Annotated in this window: 15 protein-coding genes; 13 read left to right on the plus strand and 2 right to left on the minus strand. The window is 66.5% G+C overall.

Annotation, left to right across the window (positions count from 1 at the left end; genetic code table 11):
- The first annotated feature begins 48 nt into the window (after window positions 1-48).
- The 10 genes from OL358_RS08085 (at window position 49) to OL358_RS08130 (ending at window position 10,862) form a co-directional block, all read left to right on the plus strand.
- On the plus strand, window positions 49-1,047 hold the full coding sequence (locus tag OL358_RS08085) for a hypothetical protein (RefSeq protein WP_264709459.1): 999 nt from the start codon (window positions 49-51) through the stop codon (window positions 1,045-1,047).
- A gap of 95 nt (window positions 1,048-1,142) precedes the next feature.
- Entirely contained in the window at window positions 1,143-2,006 is an 864-nt protein-coding gene (locus OL358_RS08090; RefSeq protein WP_264709460.1) for an MEDS domain-containing protein, read from the plus strand.
- Between the two features lie 122 nt (window positions 2,007-2,128).
- Window positions 2,129-4,027 carry a molecular chaperone DnaK gene (gene dnaK, locus OL358_RS08095; protein WP_264709461.1) on the plus strand — a complete coding sequence of 633 codons (1,899 nt, stop codon included), beginning with the start codon at window positions 2,129-2,131 and terminating at the stop codon, window positions 4,025-4,027.
- Between the two features lie 8 nt (window positions 4,028-4,035).
- Complete coding sequence (locus tag OL358_RS08100; protein WP_264709462.1) at window positions 4,036-4,539, plus strand: nucleotide exchange factor GrpE; 504 nt, start codon at window positions 4,036-4,038, stop codon at window positions 4,537-4,539.
- Window positions 4,539-5,498 (plus strand): DnaJ C-terminal domain-containing protein, encoded by a 960-nt coding sequence (locus OL358_RS08105; protein ID WP_264709463.1) that lies wholly within the window; start codon window positions 4,539-4,541, stop codon window positions 5,496-5,498. Before OL358_RS08100 ends, OL358_RS08105 begins: the two co-directional genes overlap by 1 nt.
- Window positions 5,495-5,824 carry a chaperone modulator CbpM gene (locus OL358_RS08110; RefSeq protein WP_264709464.1) on the plus strand — a complete coding sequence of 110 codons (330 nt, stop codon included), beginning with the start codon at window positions 5,495-5,497 and terminating at the stop codon, window positions 5,822-5,824. Before OL358_RS08105 ends, OL358_RS08110 begins: the two co-directional genes overlap by 4 nt.
- A complete protein-coding gene (clpB, locus tag OL358_RS08115; RefSeq protein WP_264709465.1) occupies window positions 5,815-8,448 on the plus strand; it encodes an ATP-dependent chaperone ClpB in 2,634 nt (877 codons plus the stop codon). Before OL358_RS08110 ends, clpB begins: the two co-directional genes overlap by 10 nt.
- Entirely contained in the window at window positions 8,445-8,945 is a 501-nt protein-coding gene (gene trxA, locus OL358_RS08120; protein ID WP_264709466.1) for a thioredoxin, read from the plus strand. Before clpB ends, trxA begins: the two co-directional genes overlap by 4 nt.
- Complete coding sequence (locus OL358_RS08125; RefSeq protein ID WP_264709467.1) at window positions 8,942-9,220, plus strand: UBP-type zinc finger domain-containing protein; 279 nt, start codon at window positions 8,942-8,944, stop codon at window positions 9,218-9,220. The genes trxA and OL358_RS08125 overlap by 4 nt, the downstream gene beginning before the upstream one ends.
- A 73-nt stretch (window positions 9,221-9,293) precedes the next feature.
- Window positions 9,294-10,862, plus strand: a complete 1,569-nt coding sequence (locus OL358_RS08130; protein WP_264709468.1) for an FAD-dependent oxidoreductase — start codon at window positions 9,294-9,296, stop codon at window positions 10,860-10,862.
- A gap of 26 nt (window positions 10,863-10,888) precedes the next feature.
- On the opposite strand, the gene OL358_RS08135 is transcribed toward OL358_RS08130, so the two are convergent.
- Entirely contained in the window at window positions 10,889-11,890 is a 1,002-nt protein-coding gene (locus OL358_RS08135; protein ID WP_264709469.1) for an AraC family transcriptional regulator, read from the minus strand.
- Window positions 11,891-12,178: 288 nt separating this feature from the next.
- On the opposite strand from OL358_RS08135, the gene OL358_RS08140 reads away from it, so the two are divergent.
- Window positions 12,179-12,874 (plus strand): hypothetical protein, encoded by a 696-nt coding sequence (locus tag OL358_RS08140; RefSeq protein WP_264709470.1) that lies wholly within the window; start codon window positions 12,179-12,181, stop codon window positions 12,872-12,874.
- Window positions 12,875-12,983: 109 nt separating this feature from the next.
- Window positions 12,984-13,565, plus strand: coding sequence for an NADPH-dependent FMN reductase (locus OL358_RS08145; RefSeq protein WP_264709471.1), 582 nt, complete (start codon window positions 12,984-12,986; stop codon window positions 13,563-13,565).
- 454 nt (window positions 13,566-14,019) lie between these two features.
- Here the strand turns inward: OL358_RS08145 and OL358_RS08150 are convergent, their stop codons facing one another.
- Window positions 14,020-15,216: a hypothetical protein gene (locus OL358_RS08150; protein WP_264709472.1), complete on the minus strand. Its 1,197-nt coding sequence runs from the start codon at window positions 15,214-15,216 to the stop codon at window positions 14,020-14,022.
- An 816-nt stretch (window positions 15,217-16,032) separates the two neighbouring features.
- Here OL358_RS08150 and OL358_RS08155 point away from each other — a divergent pair.
- Window positions 16,033-16,623, plus strand: a complete 591-nt coding sequence (locus OL358_RS08155) for a hypothetical protein (protein ID WP_264709473.1) — start codon at window positions 16,033-16,035, stop codon at window positions 16,621-16,623.
- Window positions 16,624-16,651: the final 28 nt, after the last annotated feature.

Here is a 16,651-nt window from a genome sequence, read left to right on the forward strand (position 1 = left end):
CGTGGAACCCCCAGGATCCGCTCCAAGGGCCATGTGTAGTCTGCGGACATGGAGGCGATCCGAGTGGGGATTGTGGCCGACCCGGCCTCACCCACGAAAGCCGCGCGCCGGATGACCGATCTCGCTCCGCCGGATGGCGTCGGTCGCCGGGGCTGGAGCATCCAGCTCGTGAGCGAGCCCTTCACCCTCGGGTCCGAGGACGTCGACACCGCACTCGCACGACTGCGGTCGCAGAGTGTCGAACAGCAATGGGACCTGGTGATCGGGGTTACCGAGCTTCCGATTCGCGACGACGATGGTCGCTACCTACTGGCAGCGATCGACCCGCAGCGACGGTCGGCTGTGCTCTCGCTGCCTGCACTCGGCGGGTTCCGTGTCAACACCCGCGCCCGTGACGCCGTGCGAGTGCTCGTGAGCGGGATGGCCGAACCCGCCTCGCCCGAGGAGAAGCGCCTGCCTCTCCCCGGTCGCGGTGCGCGTGCACGGGTGCTCTTGGGCATGGTGCTGGCCAACCGTCCGTGGCTGCTCGCCGCGGGACTCAAGTCCGCGCTCGTGGCGGCCTTGGCGACCGGCGCGGTGGCGACGATCCAACCGACCGTGTGGACGCTTGCCGCATCCCTATCGGGATGGCGCCTCTGGGTGGCGACCGTCGCCTCGATCATGATCGTGGTCGCCTGGATCGTGATCGACGGTGAACTCTGGGACCGCCCCGAGAACGGCACCGTCCAGGCCCGGGAGCGGTCCCGGCTCTACAACACCTCGACGCTGCTGACTCTGACGATCGGAGTCATCATCTGCTATCTGGTCCTGTACCTCGTGAACCTGACCTGGGCACTGTTCGTTCTGGATCCAGACGTCATCGGAGAGTGGCTTGGTGAGTCGGCCGGGTACGGTGATCTGTTCGTGCTCACCTGGTTCGTCGCGTCGGTGGCGACGCTCGGCGGTGCGCTCGGCACGGGCCTGGAGTCGGACGACGCCATCCGCGCGGCCGCCTATTCGAAGCGCGAAGAGGATCGCCGCGCCCGACTGGCGGAGGAGCGGACCTAGCGGGCGCCGGAGATCAGCTCCGCGGAGCCCCCGTTGACCGCCACCCCGGCCGCGCCTAGGGTCAGGACTATGGGGCTACAAGAGCAGGGCCCCCCATGACCGACCTGCTCATGGGAATCCCAGGTGTGGGAGCGGTCTACCCCGGGATCCATGTCTGCGCCCTCTTCTCCGGACCGATCGAGAGAGACCGGCTGCTGGTGCAGTTCCTGCAGGAGGGCCTGCGCCACGGCGATCAATGCGTCTGCCTCATGGACGAACTCGAGCCGGAGAACATGCGGCAGAGGGCGTATGGACCTGCGGAGCTCGGGGACACCAGCCGACCCGGTCACCTCAGCCTGCACTCAGCGCCCGACGCTTACCTTCGGGACGGCGAACTCACGCCACAGCAGACGATCTCGCAGCTCGTTCCCGTCCCGGCTTCGACCATCGAGCAGGGGATCCCCTTGCTGCGAGCGGCGGGGCAGATGTCGCAAGCACCATTCGGGCCCGGTGCGAAGGAATTCTCCGCCTACGAGTCCGCAGTCATCCTCATACTCGCCGAATTGCCCACTGTCTTCCTCTGCCTGTATGACATGCGGCGTTTCGGGGCCGGAATGCTCGCTGACGTGCTGAAGGTGCACTCCAGGATCCTGCTCGATGGCACCGTGCTGTACAACCCGCATTCCGTGGCCCCGCCCGCTGGCCCCGATCCCGCACGCGCTGCGGTCCTTCCTGCGCTGGCGGGACTTCGCAGCGACCGCGGACCCGGCGACGACCAGTGGCCTTCCCTGACCGGCGCAGAGGTTCGCATCGCAGGGTTCATCGGCATCGGGATGACCAATCGTGAGACGGCCCACGAGTTGATCGTGTCCCCGCACACGGTGGACGCGCACCTCAAGCACATCTACCAGAAGCTGGGTATCCACTCGCGTGCCGAGCTCGCCGTTCTCTCATTCCGCCACGGCTCCCCGTCCGACTGACGTCGCCTCACGGGGTCGGTTCGCCGAGACATCCGCGGCGCAGATATACCCATTCACGGGATGCCGTGAAGCACGCTGCTCCGAAGCATGGAGGAGTAGGCGTCGAGCGAACGGAGCGTGTCATGGGTAGATGTGTGGGTATCGACCTGGGAACGACCAATTCGGTGATCGGGGCGATGGAGGGCAGCCAGCCTCAGATCATCCCCAATGCCGAAGGAAACAGGACCACACCGTCGGTCGTCGCGTTCCTTGAAAGCGGCGAACGACTCGTGGGACAGATGGCCCGTCGACAGGCGATCCTGAACCCCAAGGGGACGATCTACTCGGCCAAGCGCTTCGTGGGGCGGAAGTACGACGAGGTGCAGAGCGAAGTCCACACTGTCTCGTACGACGTCACAGCAGGACCTGACGGCGCCGTCCGATTCTCGGTCAACGGCAAGCTGTACGCACCGGAGGAGATCTCGGCGCAGGTTCTGCGCAAACTGGCGGACGACGCAGGCAAAGCACTCGGCGAACGGGTGACGGAAGCAGTGATCACGGTGCCGGCGCATTTCAACGACGCCCAGCGGCAGGCAACCAAGGACGCGGGCAAGATCGCAGGGCTCGATGTGCTCCGCATCATCAATGAGCCCACTGCGGCCGCCCTCGCATACGGGATGGAGAAGCTCGAGAACGAGACCATTCTGGTCTTCGACCTCGGAGGCGGCACCTTCGATGTCAGCCTTCTCACCGTGGGGGAGGGCGTCGTCGAGGTCCGGTCGACCGCAGGCGACACTCACCTCGGAGGTGACGACTTCGATCGACGCATCGTGGATTACCTCGCGGACGAGTTCAAGAAGGACGTCGGCATCGACCTGCGGCAGGACCCGCAAGCCCTGCAGCGGCTGTTCGAAGCCGCCGAGAAGGCAAAGGTGGAACTGTCGTCCGTCACCCAGACCGCGGTGAACCTCCCCTTCGTGACGGCGGATGCCTCGGGCCCGAAGCATCTGAACGTCAACCTGATGCGGTCGACGTTCGACCAGCTCACCGCGGACCTCGTCGAGCGCTGCATGGATCCCGTGAAGCAGGCGCTGGGGGACGCGAAGGTCACCGCGAATGACATCGACGAGGTCATTCTCGTCGGCGGCTCCACGCGCATTCCCGCCGTTCAGAGCTTGGTTCGCCGAATGACCGGTGGCAAAGAGCCCAACATGACCGTCAACCCGGACGAGGTCGTCGCGCTCGGCGCGGCCGTCCAGGCCGCGATCATCAAGGGCGATGTCAAGGACGTTCTGCTGCTGGATGTCACACCGCTCTCGCTGGGCTTGGAGACCCAGGGCGGGGTGATGACCAAGGTCATCGAGCGCAACACCACCATCCCGGCGCGTCGAACCGAGGTCTTCAGCACCGCCGAAGACAACCAGCCGGCCGTGGACGTCGTCGTCCTCCAGGGCGAGCGCGAGCGAGCCAGCGACAATCGGGCGCTGGCAAGATTCCGACTGGAGGACATCCGTCCGGCGCCGCGCGGCGAGCCTCAGGTCGAGGTCACGTTCGACATCGATGCCAACGGCATCCTCCATGTGTCGGCAAAGGACAAGGACACCGGCGGCGAGCAGGAGGTCACCATCAGCGAGACCTCGACCCTCGACCCGGCGGAGATCGAGCGGATGGTCTCGGACGCGGAGGCGCACCGCAGCGAGGATGCTCAGCTCCGTGAGTTCGTCGACGCCCGCAACGCACTCGACTCCGTGGCCTACCAGGTCCAACGCCAGCTGGAAGCGGCCGGCGAGGCGGTTCCCGCGCACGACCGTGCCCGGGCGGAGATGCTGGTGAGCGACGCGCGAAAAGCCCTCGACGAGCAGACGCCGATCGACCGTCTCCGCTCCCTCACCGGAGAGCTGCACCAGATGGCTCAGGCGCTGAGCATGTCCGGCTCCGGCCAGGCCCAGCCCGACGCCGCCGGCGGATCGTCTGGATCCGGCGGGTCTGACCTCGGCGACGACGCGGACGATGTGATCGACGCCGAGTTCACGGCGCACTGAGCCACATCATGTCCGGACAGGAGACGCCCCCACCCGAATCCGGCGACGACGGCGCTGCGGACGGCGTGGCCGATGCCGCCAAGCAGATCGCCGAACTCGAGGACCTGTGGCGCCGCACCGCCGCGGAGCTGGAGAACTTCCGCAAGCGGTGCGCGAAAGATGTGACCCGGGCGCGTGTGCAGGAGCGTGCCGCCGTGGCATCCCGCTGGTTGCCCGTCCTCGACAACCTCGAGCGTGCCCTCGAGCACGCCGCCTCCAACCCGGAACTGATCGTCGAGGGAGTGGATGCTGTGCGCCAGCAGGCGCTCAGTGTCCTCACCGACCTGGGGTACCCGCGGCGTGAAGACGAGACCGGCAAACCGTTCGACCCCGCACGCCACGAAGCCGTCAGCACCATCGCTGACACGAACCTCGTGCCGGGTACGGTCGCGCACGTAATCCGACCCGGCTACGGGCCTGACGAAGAGATCCTCCGGCCGGCGTCCGTGATAGTAGCGACCAGGAGCGAGTAATGGCTCGGGACGCCTACCAGGTCCTCGGCGTATCCCGCGATGCCGACCAGTCGGAGATCCAGCGGGCCTATCGCAGGCTCGCCCGCAAGCTCCACCCCGACGTGAACAAGGATCCCGGCGCGGAAGACAAGTTCAAGGAGCTCTCCGAGGCATACGACGTCCTCTCCGATCCCGACCAGCGCGAACGCTACGACACGTTCGGACCCGATTTCCGGCGTGTCGCTGCAGACGTGGACCCCGGCGCCTTTCGCCGGTCGCGAGCGTATGCGGGGGCGGACGCCGGTGGCGGAAGGTCGAGCGATCGGAGCGGCGCTCCTGCGGGCGACTTCGGGTACTCCGGCTCCGGCGACGTGGATCTGGAGGACCTGCTCGGCGGCATCTTCGGTGCACGCGGACGCGGCCGGGGCGGATGGGGACCGGTCGCCGGCTCCGACCAGGAGACAGAAGTGGAGGTGACCGTCGAAGAGGCATACAGCGGGACCCGGCGAACCCTCTCCATCAGCGACATGGGCGGCCCGCGCACGCTCGACGTCGTCATTCCCGCGGGTGTCGTTGACGGCCAGAGGATCCGGCTGCGTGGCCAGGGCGGCCGTGGATCGGGCGGCGGCGCGGCGGGCGACCTGTATCTCATCGTGCGCATCGCGCCGCATGCGCGCTACCGGGTGGATGGCCGGGATCTGCATGTGATGCTGCCCCTCGCTCCCTGGGAAGCGGTGCTCGGCTCGTCGCTGCCCGTCGAGACTCCCGGAGGCCAGGCCACCGTCAAGGTTCCCGCCGGCACCTCCAGTCACCGCCGGCTGCGGCTGAAGGGCCGCGGGCTCCCGAACAAGCGGGGCAAGCCGGGCGACCTGTTCGCGGAGGCCCAGATCAAAGTGCCCGCCTCGCCGTCGGCGGAGGAACACGAGCTCTTCGAGCAGCTGCGCAGGTCATCGACCTTCGACCCGAGGAGTTCACCATGATCGAGACGACGACGGGGACGAGATGGCCCCCGGCGCGCCCTTACCGCCTGAGCCTGGACACCTACGCCCGGATCACCGGCGTGCACCCCGAGCTGATTCGGCGCCTGGTCACGCTCGGGCTGCTCGACATCACCCGGGACGCCGAGGGTCGCCTCTGGTTCGACCCATCCCAGGTTCGCGAGATGGCCACGATACAGCGCCTGCACCTCCGGCTGAACCTCACGTACTCGTCGCTCGGCCTCGTGATGGACCTGCTCGACCGCATCTCCGAGCTCGAGAGAACACAACAGCGCTCGCGCTCAGATAGGGAACTCCGATGGACCTGAACAGACTCACGCAGAAATCGCAGGAAGCGCTCCACGACGCACAGACCAAGGCGCTCCGCTTCGGCCACCAAGAGGTGGACGGCGAGCACCTGCTTCTCGCGCTGCTGGACCAGAGCGAGGGGCTGGTGCAGCCGCTCCTCGCCCGATCGGGTGCGGACGTGGACCGGCTCAGGGAAGATCTCGAAGCAGAGCTCGAGAAGCGCCCGCGCGTGACAGGGTCCGGCGCGGAGCCGGGGAAGGTGTATGTCACCCAGAGGCTGAATCGCGTCCTCGATGCGGCGGATCGAGAGGCCCGCAGGCTCAAGGATGACTACGTCTCTGTGGAGCACCTGGTCGTCGCTCTCCTCGACGAGGGAGCGGGCTCGGCATCCGGACGCGTCCTTGCGCAGCACGGCGTGACCCGCGACTCGTTCCTCGAGACGCTGACCGCTGTCAGAGGGTCCCAGCGGGTCACCTCCGCCACACCCGAGGGGACCTATGAGGCCCTCGCCAAGTACGGTCGCGACCTCGTCGCCGACGCAGCCGCAGGGCGGCTCGAGCCGGTGATCGGCAGAGACTCGGAGATCCGTCGCACCGTCCAGATCCTGTCCCGCAAGAGCAAGAACAACCCGGTGCTGATCGGGGAGCCCGGCGTCGGGAAGACAGCCATCGTGGAAGGACTCGCCCAGCGGATCCACAACGGCGACGTCCCCGAGGGACTGCGCGACAAGACCGTCTTCGCCCTGGACATGGCCTCCCTGGTCGCCGGCGCGAAGTACCGCGGCGAGTTCGAGGAGCGGCTGAAGGCTGTGCTCAACGAGGTGCTGGCCGCCGAAGGCGGGATCCTGCTGTTCGTCGACGAACTGCACACCGTCGTGGGAGCCGGGGCGGCGGAAGGCGCGATGGACGCGGGGCAGATGCTTAAGCCGATGCTGGCGCGCGGCGAACTGCACATGATCGGGGCCACCACGCTCGACGAGTACCGCACCCACATCGAGAAGGATGCGGCCCTCGAACGGCGGTTCCAGCCGGTCGTGGTCGACGAGCCGAGCGTCGAGGACGCGCTATCGATCCTCCGGGGTCTGCGTGAGCGGTTCGAGGTCTTCCACGGCGTCAAGATCTACGACGGCGCCCTCGTGGCGGCCGTCAGCCTGAGTCACCGCTACATCTCCGAGCGATTCCTTCCCGACAAGGCCATCGACCTGGTCGACGAGGCCTGCGCGATGCTGCGCACCGAGATCGACTCGATGCCCGCAGAGCTGGACGAGCTCACCCGGCGCGTCACCCGCCTGGAGATCGAAGATGCCGCCGTCGCGCAGGAGACGGATCCGTCCAGCCAGCGTCGGCTCCAGGAGCTGCGCAAGGAACTGGCCGACCTGAAGGCGCAGGCCGACGCCATGCGTGCTCAGTGGGAAGCGGAGCGCCAGGCGCTCCGCGAGGTCCAGGCCCTGCGACGGGAGATAGAGCAGGTGCGCTTGGAGAGCGAACGAGCTGAGCGGGAGTACGACCTGAACAGAGCGGCGAGCCTGCGGCACGGAAAACTGCCGGAACTGGAACGCCGGCTCGCGGCCGGCGAGGAACGACTCGAAGCGAAGCAGGGCGTCAGGCGCCTCCTCCGGGAGATCGTCACCGCTGAAGAGATCGCGTCGATCGTGGCCCAGTGGACCGGCATCCCGGTGAGCCGACTCCAGGAGGGCGAACGAGCAAAGATCCTCCGCCTCGACGAGGTGCTCCACGAGAGGGTAATCGGCCAGGAGGAGGCGGTGCAGCTGGTCACCGACGCCGTCGTCCGCGCGCGGTCCGGCATCAAGAACCCGACTCGTCCGATCGGCTCCTTCGTCTTCCTCGGCCCGACCGGGGTCGGCAAGACCGAGCTCGCCAGGGCGCTCGCCGAATCCCTTTTCGACAGCGAGGACAACATCATCCGCCTCGACATGAGCGAGTACCAGGAGCGGCACACCGTGAGCCGCCTCGTAGGCGCGCCGCCCGGATACGTCGGATTCGAGGAAGGCGGTCAGCTGACCGAGGCGGTCCGGCGCAAGCACTACGCGGTGGTCCTGCTCGACGAGATCGAGAAGGCTCACGTCGACGTCTTCAACACCCTCCTCCAAGTGCTCGACGACGGCCGCCTCACCGACTCGCACGGCCGCACGGTCGATTTTCGCAACACCGTCATCATCATGACGTCCAACCTCGGGTCGGAGTATCTGCTGGAGGGAGTCACGTCGGACGGCGAGGTGGAGCCGGAGGCGCGGAACCTGGTGATGAGCTCCCTGCGATCCCATTTCCGGCCCGAGTTCCTGAACCGGATCGATGAGATCGTCCTGTTCAAGCCGCTGACGTTCGGCGAGATCGAGCGCATCGTCGACCTCCAGCTCGACGAGCTCCGGGAGCGGCTCGCGGAGCAGCGGATCACCGTCGACGTCACCGAGCGGGCTCAGCGATTCATCGCGGAGGAGGGGTTCGACCCGGCATACGGCGCTCGTCCGCTGCGCCGCTTCATCTCCCGCGAGGTGGAGACGCGCGTGGCTCGCGCGCTCCTGCGCGGGGACCTGCCCGAGGACTCCACCATTGTGATCGACCTCACCGACGGCGAACTCACGGTCGTGCCGAGGGCTCCTGCAAGCGAGAAGGCCGCCGCATGAGCGTCACGGTGAGCGATCCCGCCAAGGTCGTGGTCTGTTCGAACTGCGGCACGAAGAACCGCGTGCCCGCCTCCGCCGACGGAGCTCCCCGCTGCGGGAGCTGCCGGAACCCGCTCCCTTGGATCGTCGACACGTCCGACGCGGGGTTCTCCACGGTTGCCGACGCGTCGACCGTTCCCGTGCTCGTCGACATATGGGCGCCGTGGTGCGGACCCTGTCGCATGGTCAGCCCGGTGCTGGAACAGCTGGCCGGAGAGCTCGCGGGACGGCTCAAGCTGGTCAAGGTCAATGCGGATGAGGCTCCCGAGGTGAGCCGTCGTTTCGACGTGAAGGCGATCCCGACGCTGGTCCTCATGCATCACAGCCAGGTGATCGACAGACAGATCGGCGCCGCGCCCGCGGCTGCTCTGCGCGCCTGGCTCATCTCACACCTGCCCCAGGACGAGGCAGCGTCCACCACGCCGGAGCACGCGGCACCCGGGGAGGGTCGGCAATGACCCCGGGCGGGGATCAAGCGGCTCAAGACCCGCACCTCCTTCTGGTGCGGCCGGTGGGTCCACCCAGAGCGAGGGGCTGCGAGGAGTGCCTGCGACTGGGCACGCCGTGGGTGCATCTGCGGCAGTGCCTCACGTGCGGTCGGATCGGATGCTGCGATTCCTCCCCGATGCGCCATGCGCGCGCTCATGCCGCCACGACCGGGCACGTCATCGTCCGCTCGATCGAGCCGGGGGAGACCTGGAGATGGTGCTATGCGGACGAGCAGTTCGTCTGAACCCGAGTTCCGGGACCTGCCGGAGACCCCCGACACGAACGGCGCCTATCCTCGACTCTCCGACGAGCAGATCATGCTGCTCTCCCAGTACGGGGAGCGCAAGCGCCTGCCCCGCGGTTCCGAGCTGTTCTGCGCGGGGGACCGCGACTGCGGTCTCTTCGTCGTGCTGGACGGGCAGGTTCGGGTCGTGCAGGACGACGACCAGGGGCGCGGCCCGAGGCTGATCGCGGTCCACGAGCGGGGTCGCTTCGTCGGCGACCTGTCGATGCTGACCGGGCAGGCCGTCTATGTCACCGCGGTCGCCCAGGCCGACGTCGAAGTCCTCGAGATCCCGTATGACCGGCTCAAGGAGGCGGTCACCGGGTCTCCGGCGCTGGGGGATCTGATCCTGCGGGCGTTCATCCTGCGTCGGAGCATCCACGCCGATCTCGGGATCGGCCTCCGGATCATCGGGTCGCGCTACTCGGCCGACACTCGCCGCCTGCGGGATTTCGCCAGCCGCAATCGCGTTCCCTATCACTGGGAAGACCTCGAGGAGGATGCCGCGGCCGAGAGCACCCTCCAGGCGTTCGACATCTCACCCGACGAGACGCCGCTCGTCATCTGGAAGGGGCGCACGGTCCTGCGCAACCCCAGCAACGCAGAGGTCGCCGAGCTCTTGGGTCTTCGGGAGGACGCGGCGCCACGCGAGGCGTCCGACATCCTGGTGGTCGGCGCTGGTCCGGCCGGGCTCGCCGCGGCGGTGGCCGCGGCATCCGAAGGGCTTTCCACGGTCGTCCTCGACGCCATCGCGACGGGGGGCCAGGCAGGGACGTCGTCTCAGATAGAGAACTACCTCGGCTTCCCGGCCGGTATCTCGGGGGCCGAGCTCGCCGACCGGGCGGTGGTCCAGGCCCGCAAGTTCGGCGCCCTCTTCATGATCCCGGGCGAAGCTCGATCCCTCGATCGCATCGACGGCCACTTCGTCGTAGCACTGACCGACGGGGCTCACGTGGAGGCGCACACCGTGGTGCTCGCGACCGGTGTCCGATTCCGCCGCCTCAGCGTCCCCGGCGTGGACCGGCTGGAAGGCCCCAGCATCTATTACGCCGCCACCGAGCACGAGGCTCGCCTGTGCAGCGGCGACCCGGTCCTCATCGTCGGCGGTGGCAATTCCGCCGGGCAGGCGGCCATGTTCCTGGCTCGCACCGCCGCCGAGGTCAACCTCATGATCCGCCATGACGATCTGAACCGAGACATGTCCCGCTACCTGGTGGAGCGGATCACCTCGACGCCCCAGGTGCACGTCTGGCGCAACTGCGAAGTCTCCGAGGTGCGCGGCGAGCTGCATCTCGAAGAGGTCGTCGTCCGGGACGTGAGGACCCATGAACGTCGGACGATCAGAGCCACCGCACTCTTCGTCCTGATCGGATCCGAGCCGCACACGCGTTGGCTCACGGATGGGATCGAGCTCGACGAACGAGGCTACGTCAAGACCGGTGCCGGCCCCGGAGGTGCGATGTTCGAGACTTCGAGTCCCGGTGTCTTCGCGATCGGCGACGTGCGCAGTGGTTCCGTGAAGCGGGTGGCGTCGGCTGTGGGCGAAGGCGCCATCGCCGTGCGACTCGTCTACGAGCATCTCGTTCAAGCCGGCCGACGGTGACGGCGCCGGCGTGCGCGACGGACGGGTCAGGTGAGGGGGGCCGTCGCCGACCTCATCGTGTCGGACGGGAGCTCCGAGTACTCGCTGCGGTACACGGCCGCGAACCTCCCGAGATGGGTGAAGCCCCAGCGAGCGGCCACTTCGGTCACGGTGACGGTGCCTGGCGCTGCCGACACCAGCTCCCTGCGCACCTCTTCAAGTCTGAGACGCCGCAGGTAAGCCATCGGGGTGGTGTTCAGAGACCGGCGGAAGCCCTCCTGCAGACTGCGCACACTCAGCGAGACCTCTGCCGCCAGTTCCGCGACGGTCCATGGATACGCGGGGTCGCTGCGCAAGAGCTCTATCACGTGGGAGACGGGCCGCACACCGGAATCCGGCGAGGGGCTCGCAAGAGCGGCCGAGTGATTGTGCGGCTGCGCGAAGAGGAGGCTGTGCATCAGAATCTGCTCCAGGCGCTGCGTCGCCAACGGGTGCGCGAGCAGTCCGCCCTCGTGGCGCGAACCCTGGTCGATCATGCGCAGGGCCTGCATCATCGTCTGCGCGCCCGGGGTCAGGAGATCGATCTCCCCACTGAACTCGAGGGGACGGGAGAGCTCATGGCCGAGCAGATTCTCGACTTCGAGCTGCAATCGGGCGCGCGAGATCATCAGCGAGAGCTGCGCGAAACCTTCATCGCTTTCGATCGCGACCGGCCGCCCCGGCATGAAGATGCCCGCCGTGTCCTGTGTGCCGTGGATCGGGGGGCCGAGGCCGGCTCGCATCATGGCCCGCCCGCCCGTCGGAATGTCGATGTGGAAGTTCTCGGCCTCGGCGGTCTCGATGCGCACAGCCTCACCGAAGCGCATGTAGCCGCAGGTGAGCTGTCCGACGGTGAGCGCGTTGAGATGCATCTCGAAGGTGCGGGAAGTGCGCGGCGGTGAGAAGTCCACGGGGAGGAAGACCTCGCTCAGCGCCTGCCGGGCGTGGTCGACATCGCGGCTCGACGCGACGCGGTGTCCCGCGAACATTTCGCCCGCACCGGATCGCATTCACCGAGTTTACGCGCCGTGATCGGCGGGCCGGGCCGCCGATCACGGCGCGAATCGGATGATCTTCCGCGCCGCTCGGATATTGGGCCGGCTCGCCGGCGCCTACCGTTGGCCGCGCCGAGGCTCTTCCCTCGCCCGGCAACCATCCGAAAGGTGACGGCGATGAGTTCCCACGAGGACACCGATCGATCACTGAGCGACCTCACCGGTGGTCGAGGCTCGAGCAGGCGACCCAAGGCTCCGAAGTCCGCGTCCGGTCTGACTCGGCTGAGGCACAATCCGCAACTGATGCTCGGACCCCTCTTCTGGTGGTGGTTCAAGGCGACGACGCACGAGGAACGCACCTGGCAGTATCCCGCCGGACCCTCCGTGGTCAAGGTCGACGGCATCGACCCGGTGCGGGTCCTCGTCGTCGGCGACGGGCCTGCGGCGGGGTGCGGTGTGCTGATCCATGAGCTGGGTCTCGCCGGGTATCTCGCCCGCCACCTGGCGGAACAGCTCGCGCGAGGTGTCGAGGTCACGGTGAGCGCAGAGCCGACAGCATCCGCTCGGTCCACCCTCATGCGAATCGGAGCAATGGACCTCGACCGCTTCGATTCCATCGTCCTCATGCTCGCCACGACGGACGCCTTCTGCCTCACCCCGCGGCGCAGCTGGCAGCACAGCATGACCGCGCTCATTCAGGCGCTGAGGGCGGCCGATACGAGTTCCGTGTTCGTCACGAGCACCGCCAGCATGCACTTGACGAAGTCGCTCTCTCCCTTCGCCCGCCGTCTCACAGGCAGTCACGCACGAAAGCTCAACATCGAGACCAGTCTGATCTGCGCGCACTCCCGCACGCCGATGATCGCGCTCGATGACGTCAACGATCTCACTCCCTTCACATACGAGATGTGGGGTCGCCGCATCGGGGAGCGCATCTCCCGGGTGCTGATACGCGAGGCGCCGATCGGGACGCGCCGAGGTGCTCGTGTCGACCTGTGACTCTGGCGAGCCCACGACTGTCCTCTGCTCGCAGGCGTTGCGCAAGGGGGTGGGGTACGCGCACGATCAGGGTCACTCTGTGGTCATCGATACACCCGAGTGAGGAAACATGTCTTACAGAGTCGGATACTTCGTCGGGAGCCTCTCCTCGACATCCATCAACCGGATCCTCGCCCGCGCGCTCATCCGCATCTCGCCGGACGATCTCGAGTTCAGTGAGATCCCGATCCGGGATCTCCCGCTGTACAGCCAGGATTACGACGCGGACTATCCGCCCGAGGCGCTCGCGCTCAAGGACTCGATCCGCGGCGCGCAGGCCGTCCTCTTCGTCACCCCGGAATACAACCGCTCGATCCCGGGAGGACTGAAGAACGCCATCGACTGGGCGTCGCGTCCGTGGGGACAGAACTCGTTCGACCACATTCCGGCTGCCGTGATCGGAGCATCCATCGGCTCCATCGGAACCGCCGTCGCCCAGCAGAGCCTCCGCGGTGTGCTGAGCTTCTGCAACGCCCGTCAGATGACGGCGCCCGAAGCGTACATCCACTTCTCTCACGACGACTTCGCCGAGGACGGAACGGTGTCCGACCCGCGGACCGCGGAATTCCTCCGCAGCTATATGGCGGAATTCCGCGACCACATACAGCGCGTGCTGACGGTGCTGCCTCGAGATGAGCCGTCGATCTCGTAGGCGCGGGCCAGAGTGCGTTGGAATCCCCCAGGGGTGCTCGTGCGGCTACCGGTGCCACTGCAGTTTCAATTCCTTCGTCTCGGGGTGGGAGCATCAGCGGGAACAAACGCAGTGAATCGAGCGTGACTCGGTGCAGTGCTGGAGAACTCCGAGCGCTGATTTCATGCGGTTCTGAGACCTGGTGTGATTCCTGTGACCTGATCCCGTATGCGTTCAAATTCCACCGTCACTGCAGAAGCGCGAGATCCGTTGTAAACACTGAGATCGCGGGCTTCTCTCATTGGCCCGCGAGGCGAAGTGAGTGCGTATTAAGAACATTCGCTGTTCTCAGCTGACTCGCGAAGCACTGTGATGTCTCAAGGCATAGTGACGCTTCTTCGGTCTGCATCTAGATCTCAGTTAGGCCGTCTAGCGCACTCGAGCTACACCGTAGCTCGCTGGGGTCGAATAGTGCTCAGCCAGTCGCGCCGAGCTTCGAGGCCTTGGAGGTCGCGTCGGCACCCTTCCCGATCATGTCCACGATCTGGTTCAGTTGCTCATTGGTCGGTCCCGCGTGCTTCGCCGCGTCGCGACTGCTGAAGCGAGAGAGAGTGTTCCTGATGAACACCGTGTCCCCGAGAACACGGCGCACCTCGGTCCGCTCGTCGTCCTCGGCGCCCGCGTAGAACGGCTCCAGGGCGGCGAGGGCGAGCTTCACGTCCTCCGCGCTGTCGGCCTCGCGGAAGTGCCGGCGAGATTCGATGGTGAGGAACGAGCCGACGCCGGCGAGAGCGAGGACGAGGGCACCGCGAAGAATGCCATCTCCGATCGTGAGCGTGAGGTCCTTATCGATCGCGATCCACAGAATCCAAGCGCCGACGACGACCGCGAGCGCGAAGAACACGAATGATGCCCAACGGAGGCCGTGAGCGTTCCAGCGCTCCCGCTTCGCCCGCCCGGCCCAGTCCGCGGCGGTGAGGTGGCCGGCGGCCTGCTCGACGAGTCTGCGACCCGTGAGTGCCGCAGTTGAGAGCAAGCTGATGTGAGCCGTCATGTCGGCGTCGAGCTCGTTGTCGCGCTTCTCGCGGTCCTGCTTCCACGTCGCCAGATCGGCCTCCCACTCTCTCCGCAACTGCTCGTCAGCGGTGCTCACGACCTGGCTGATGGTCGCGGCATCAGCGGTGAGCTTCTCGTGTTGAGCATCGACCTTCTTCGTGAGCGCGGCGAGCTCCGCCGTCTTAGCGACGACCTCGTCGTTCAGCGTCGATGCCGATGCCTTGAGCTGCTCCAGCTCCTTCTGTCGAGCCGCGACTGCGGTATCGAGCGCGGCAACATACGCCTCGTTGACCTGACGGGGTGGAGGACCAGGCAGATCGCGCACCCGCGCGCGAAGGTCATTCATGTAGGACTGCTGCGACCAGGACCTGAAGGACTGCTCGTCCGTCGCGAGCTGGTTAAGGATGTCGCGGATGATGTCGAGAATGTCGTCGTACAGCGTCGGTTGGGGGTTGGACTTCGACCGGGCAGCCGACTCCAGCACGTTGATGACTTCGACGCGGTTCTGTTCGGCGGGCTGCTGGGAGTACTTGACCGTTTCGAGCGCACCGCGCTTGAGCTCGATGAGCCCCCACACCTCGTGCTGTCGATACCGCTCGATAGGAGTCTGGGTCATGAGTGGAATGTAGCGGGAGGCGCCGACGCCGGATCGCCGACGTGCGGAGAGATCGTCACGCGACGGCACCTTAAGCGACGCACACGGCACCGCGTCCCACTCCGTTCAGAGCATGTCCCTGACTAGCCATGTCAATGCCACGGCCTCACCGGTGCGACAGTTCATCTTCGCGAGCGGGCATTGCTTCGCGACAGCTAGCACGCGGGGCTCAGCAGGGGCGGCCAGCTAGCAACGCAGTCCGACTTCCACGAGCTCACCGCGCTCGAGACTCGACTCCCGATCCTGGCGAGGTCAAGCCCTCGCCGCGGAAGAGTCACGGGATCGCGGCGCTAATCGCTTCCGACTACCGCATCCGAATGAATCTGTCGGGCTTTGACGTCGCGTGGGTGCGAACGGAACGTCGTCGGCTGACGAGGTGTGCTCGGCTCTGGACGCGGCAACTGAGGCGGCTCAGTGACGACCTCTCGACACTAGGCCTTCAACTCGGGCAGGTCCGCGCTCGACTGTGAGGACTGCGGCGTTCTTGCATCGGCGCAGTCGATGCGGACGGCGCGCCCCAGCCGATATATTCAGCGAGATCTGACCCAGACCGCAGGTCGACGGGCGCATAAACATTCGGAGGGGAATCTGGCTAAGAAGATTGGCCCGAAGATGGGTTCTGAGTCTCCGCAACTCGATCCGGGTTTCTGGCGCCGGTTACGGTCTGCCGTCCAGCGGATCGACACCAATCTCGCCGAACTTGTCTCGCGAGGGCGCACTGATCGAGGCGCCCACAAACGGTTGCCAGTGCTAGATATCACCGCTCTGGTAGTGGCGGTGGCTGCCACCGTGCTCGCTGTTGTCGGCGTCGCACAGGGGTCAACGGCGATCAACCAGAACTCGACCGCCCTCGATGGGTTGAACGATTCGCTGCAACGAGCCGACATCGCAGCCGTCTACGAGGTGGGGATGTCATGGTGCGGGGACCCTGATCGGGACATTGTCACGTCGACGATCGCGACCGCAATCCTCACAAACGTTGGAAGGCTGCCAATCACCGTCATGCATGTGGGGGATGGATCTCGGGAGGTGAACGACTTTGCATCAGCACCAGTCGGTGACGCGCAAAGCGGGGCAAAGAAGGGGCCATTCCTTCTCGAAGTAGGGCGAGCTATGTACGTCGCTTACGGTTCGAATCGTGTCGACTCGGTAAGCAGCGAAGTCGTACTGCGGTTGAGTGACGGCACAACTGCGAGGACACGTTCGGCCGGCGGCGAAGCGCGATGGCTCACGTCGGTGATGCCGAGCATCGCGCCCGATGACGTGCTCTGCCCGAGTGGCGTGCTGATGTCGGTTCCGCTTGCGGACCTTGGTTCCTCGAGTCCTGATTTCGTTGTCGCCACGCCGTCGCCTTCACCCTCGCCCTAACGTCATTCCGTGAACGCTGGCGAGAACA

The organism is Microbacterium sp. SSM24, assembly GCF_025989145.1.
Lineage (GTDB): Bacteria > Actinomycetota > Actinomycetes > Actinomycetales > Microbacteriaceae > Microbacterium.

Bases quoted from the DNA above. Each gene is read 5' to 3' on its own strand.
- OL358_RS08125 (WP_264709467.1), top strand. From the start codon at position 8,942: ATGACCCCGGGCGGGGATCAAGCGGCTCAAGACCCGCACCTCCTTCTG.
- OL358_RS08085 (WP_264709459.1), top strand. From the start codon at position 49: ATGGAGGCGATCCGAGTGGGGATTGTGGCCGACCCGGCCTCACCCACG.
- OL358_RS08090 (WP_264709460.1), top strand. From the start codon at position 1,143: ATGACCGACCTGCTCATGGGAATCCCAGGTGTGGGAGCGGTCTACCCC.
- OL358_RS08110 (WP_264709464.1), top strand. From the start codon at position 5,495: ATGATCGAGACGACGACGGGGACGAGATGGCCCCCGGCGCGCCCTTAC.
- OL358_RS08135 (WP_264709469.1), bottom strand. From the start codon at position 11,890: ATGCGATCCGGTGCGGGCGAAATGTTCGCGGGACACCGCGTCGCGTCG.
- OL358_RS08145 (WP_264709471.1), top strand. From the start codon at position 12,984: ATGTCTTACAGAGTCGGATACTTCGTCGGGAGCCTCTCCTCGACATCC.
- trxA (WP_264709466.1), top strand. From the start codon at position 8,445: ATGAGCGTCACGGTGAGCGATCCCGCCAAGGTCGTGGTCTGTTCGAAC.
- OL358_RS08100 (WP_264709462.1), top strand. From the start codon at position 4,036: ATGTCCGGACAGGAGACGCCCCCACCCGAATCCGGCGACGACGGCGCT.
- clpB (WP_264709465.1), top strand. From the start codon at position 5,815: ATGGACCTGAACAGACTCACGCAGAAATCGCAGGAAGCGCTCCACGAC.
- dnaK (WP_264709461.1), top strand. From the start codon at position 2,129: ATGGGTAGATGTGTGGGTATCGACCTGGGAACGACCAATTCGGTGATC.
- OL358_RS08130 (WP_264709468.1), top strand. From the start codon at position 9,294: ATGCTGCTCTCCCAGTACGGGGAGCGCAAGCGCCTGCCCCGCGGTTCC.
- OL358_RS08105 (WP_264709463.1), top strand. From the start codon at position 4,539: ATGGCTCGGGACGCCTACCAGGTCCTCGGCGTATCCCGCGATGCCGAC.
- OL358_RS08150 (WP_264709472.1), bottom strand. From the start codon at position 15,216: ATGACCCAGACTCCTATCGAGCGGTATCGACAGCACGAGGTGTGGGGG.
- OL358_RS08140 (WP_264709470.1), top strand. From the start codon at position 12,179: ATGCTCGGACCCCTCTTCTGGTGGTGGTTCAAGGCGACGACGCACGAG.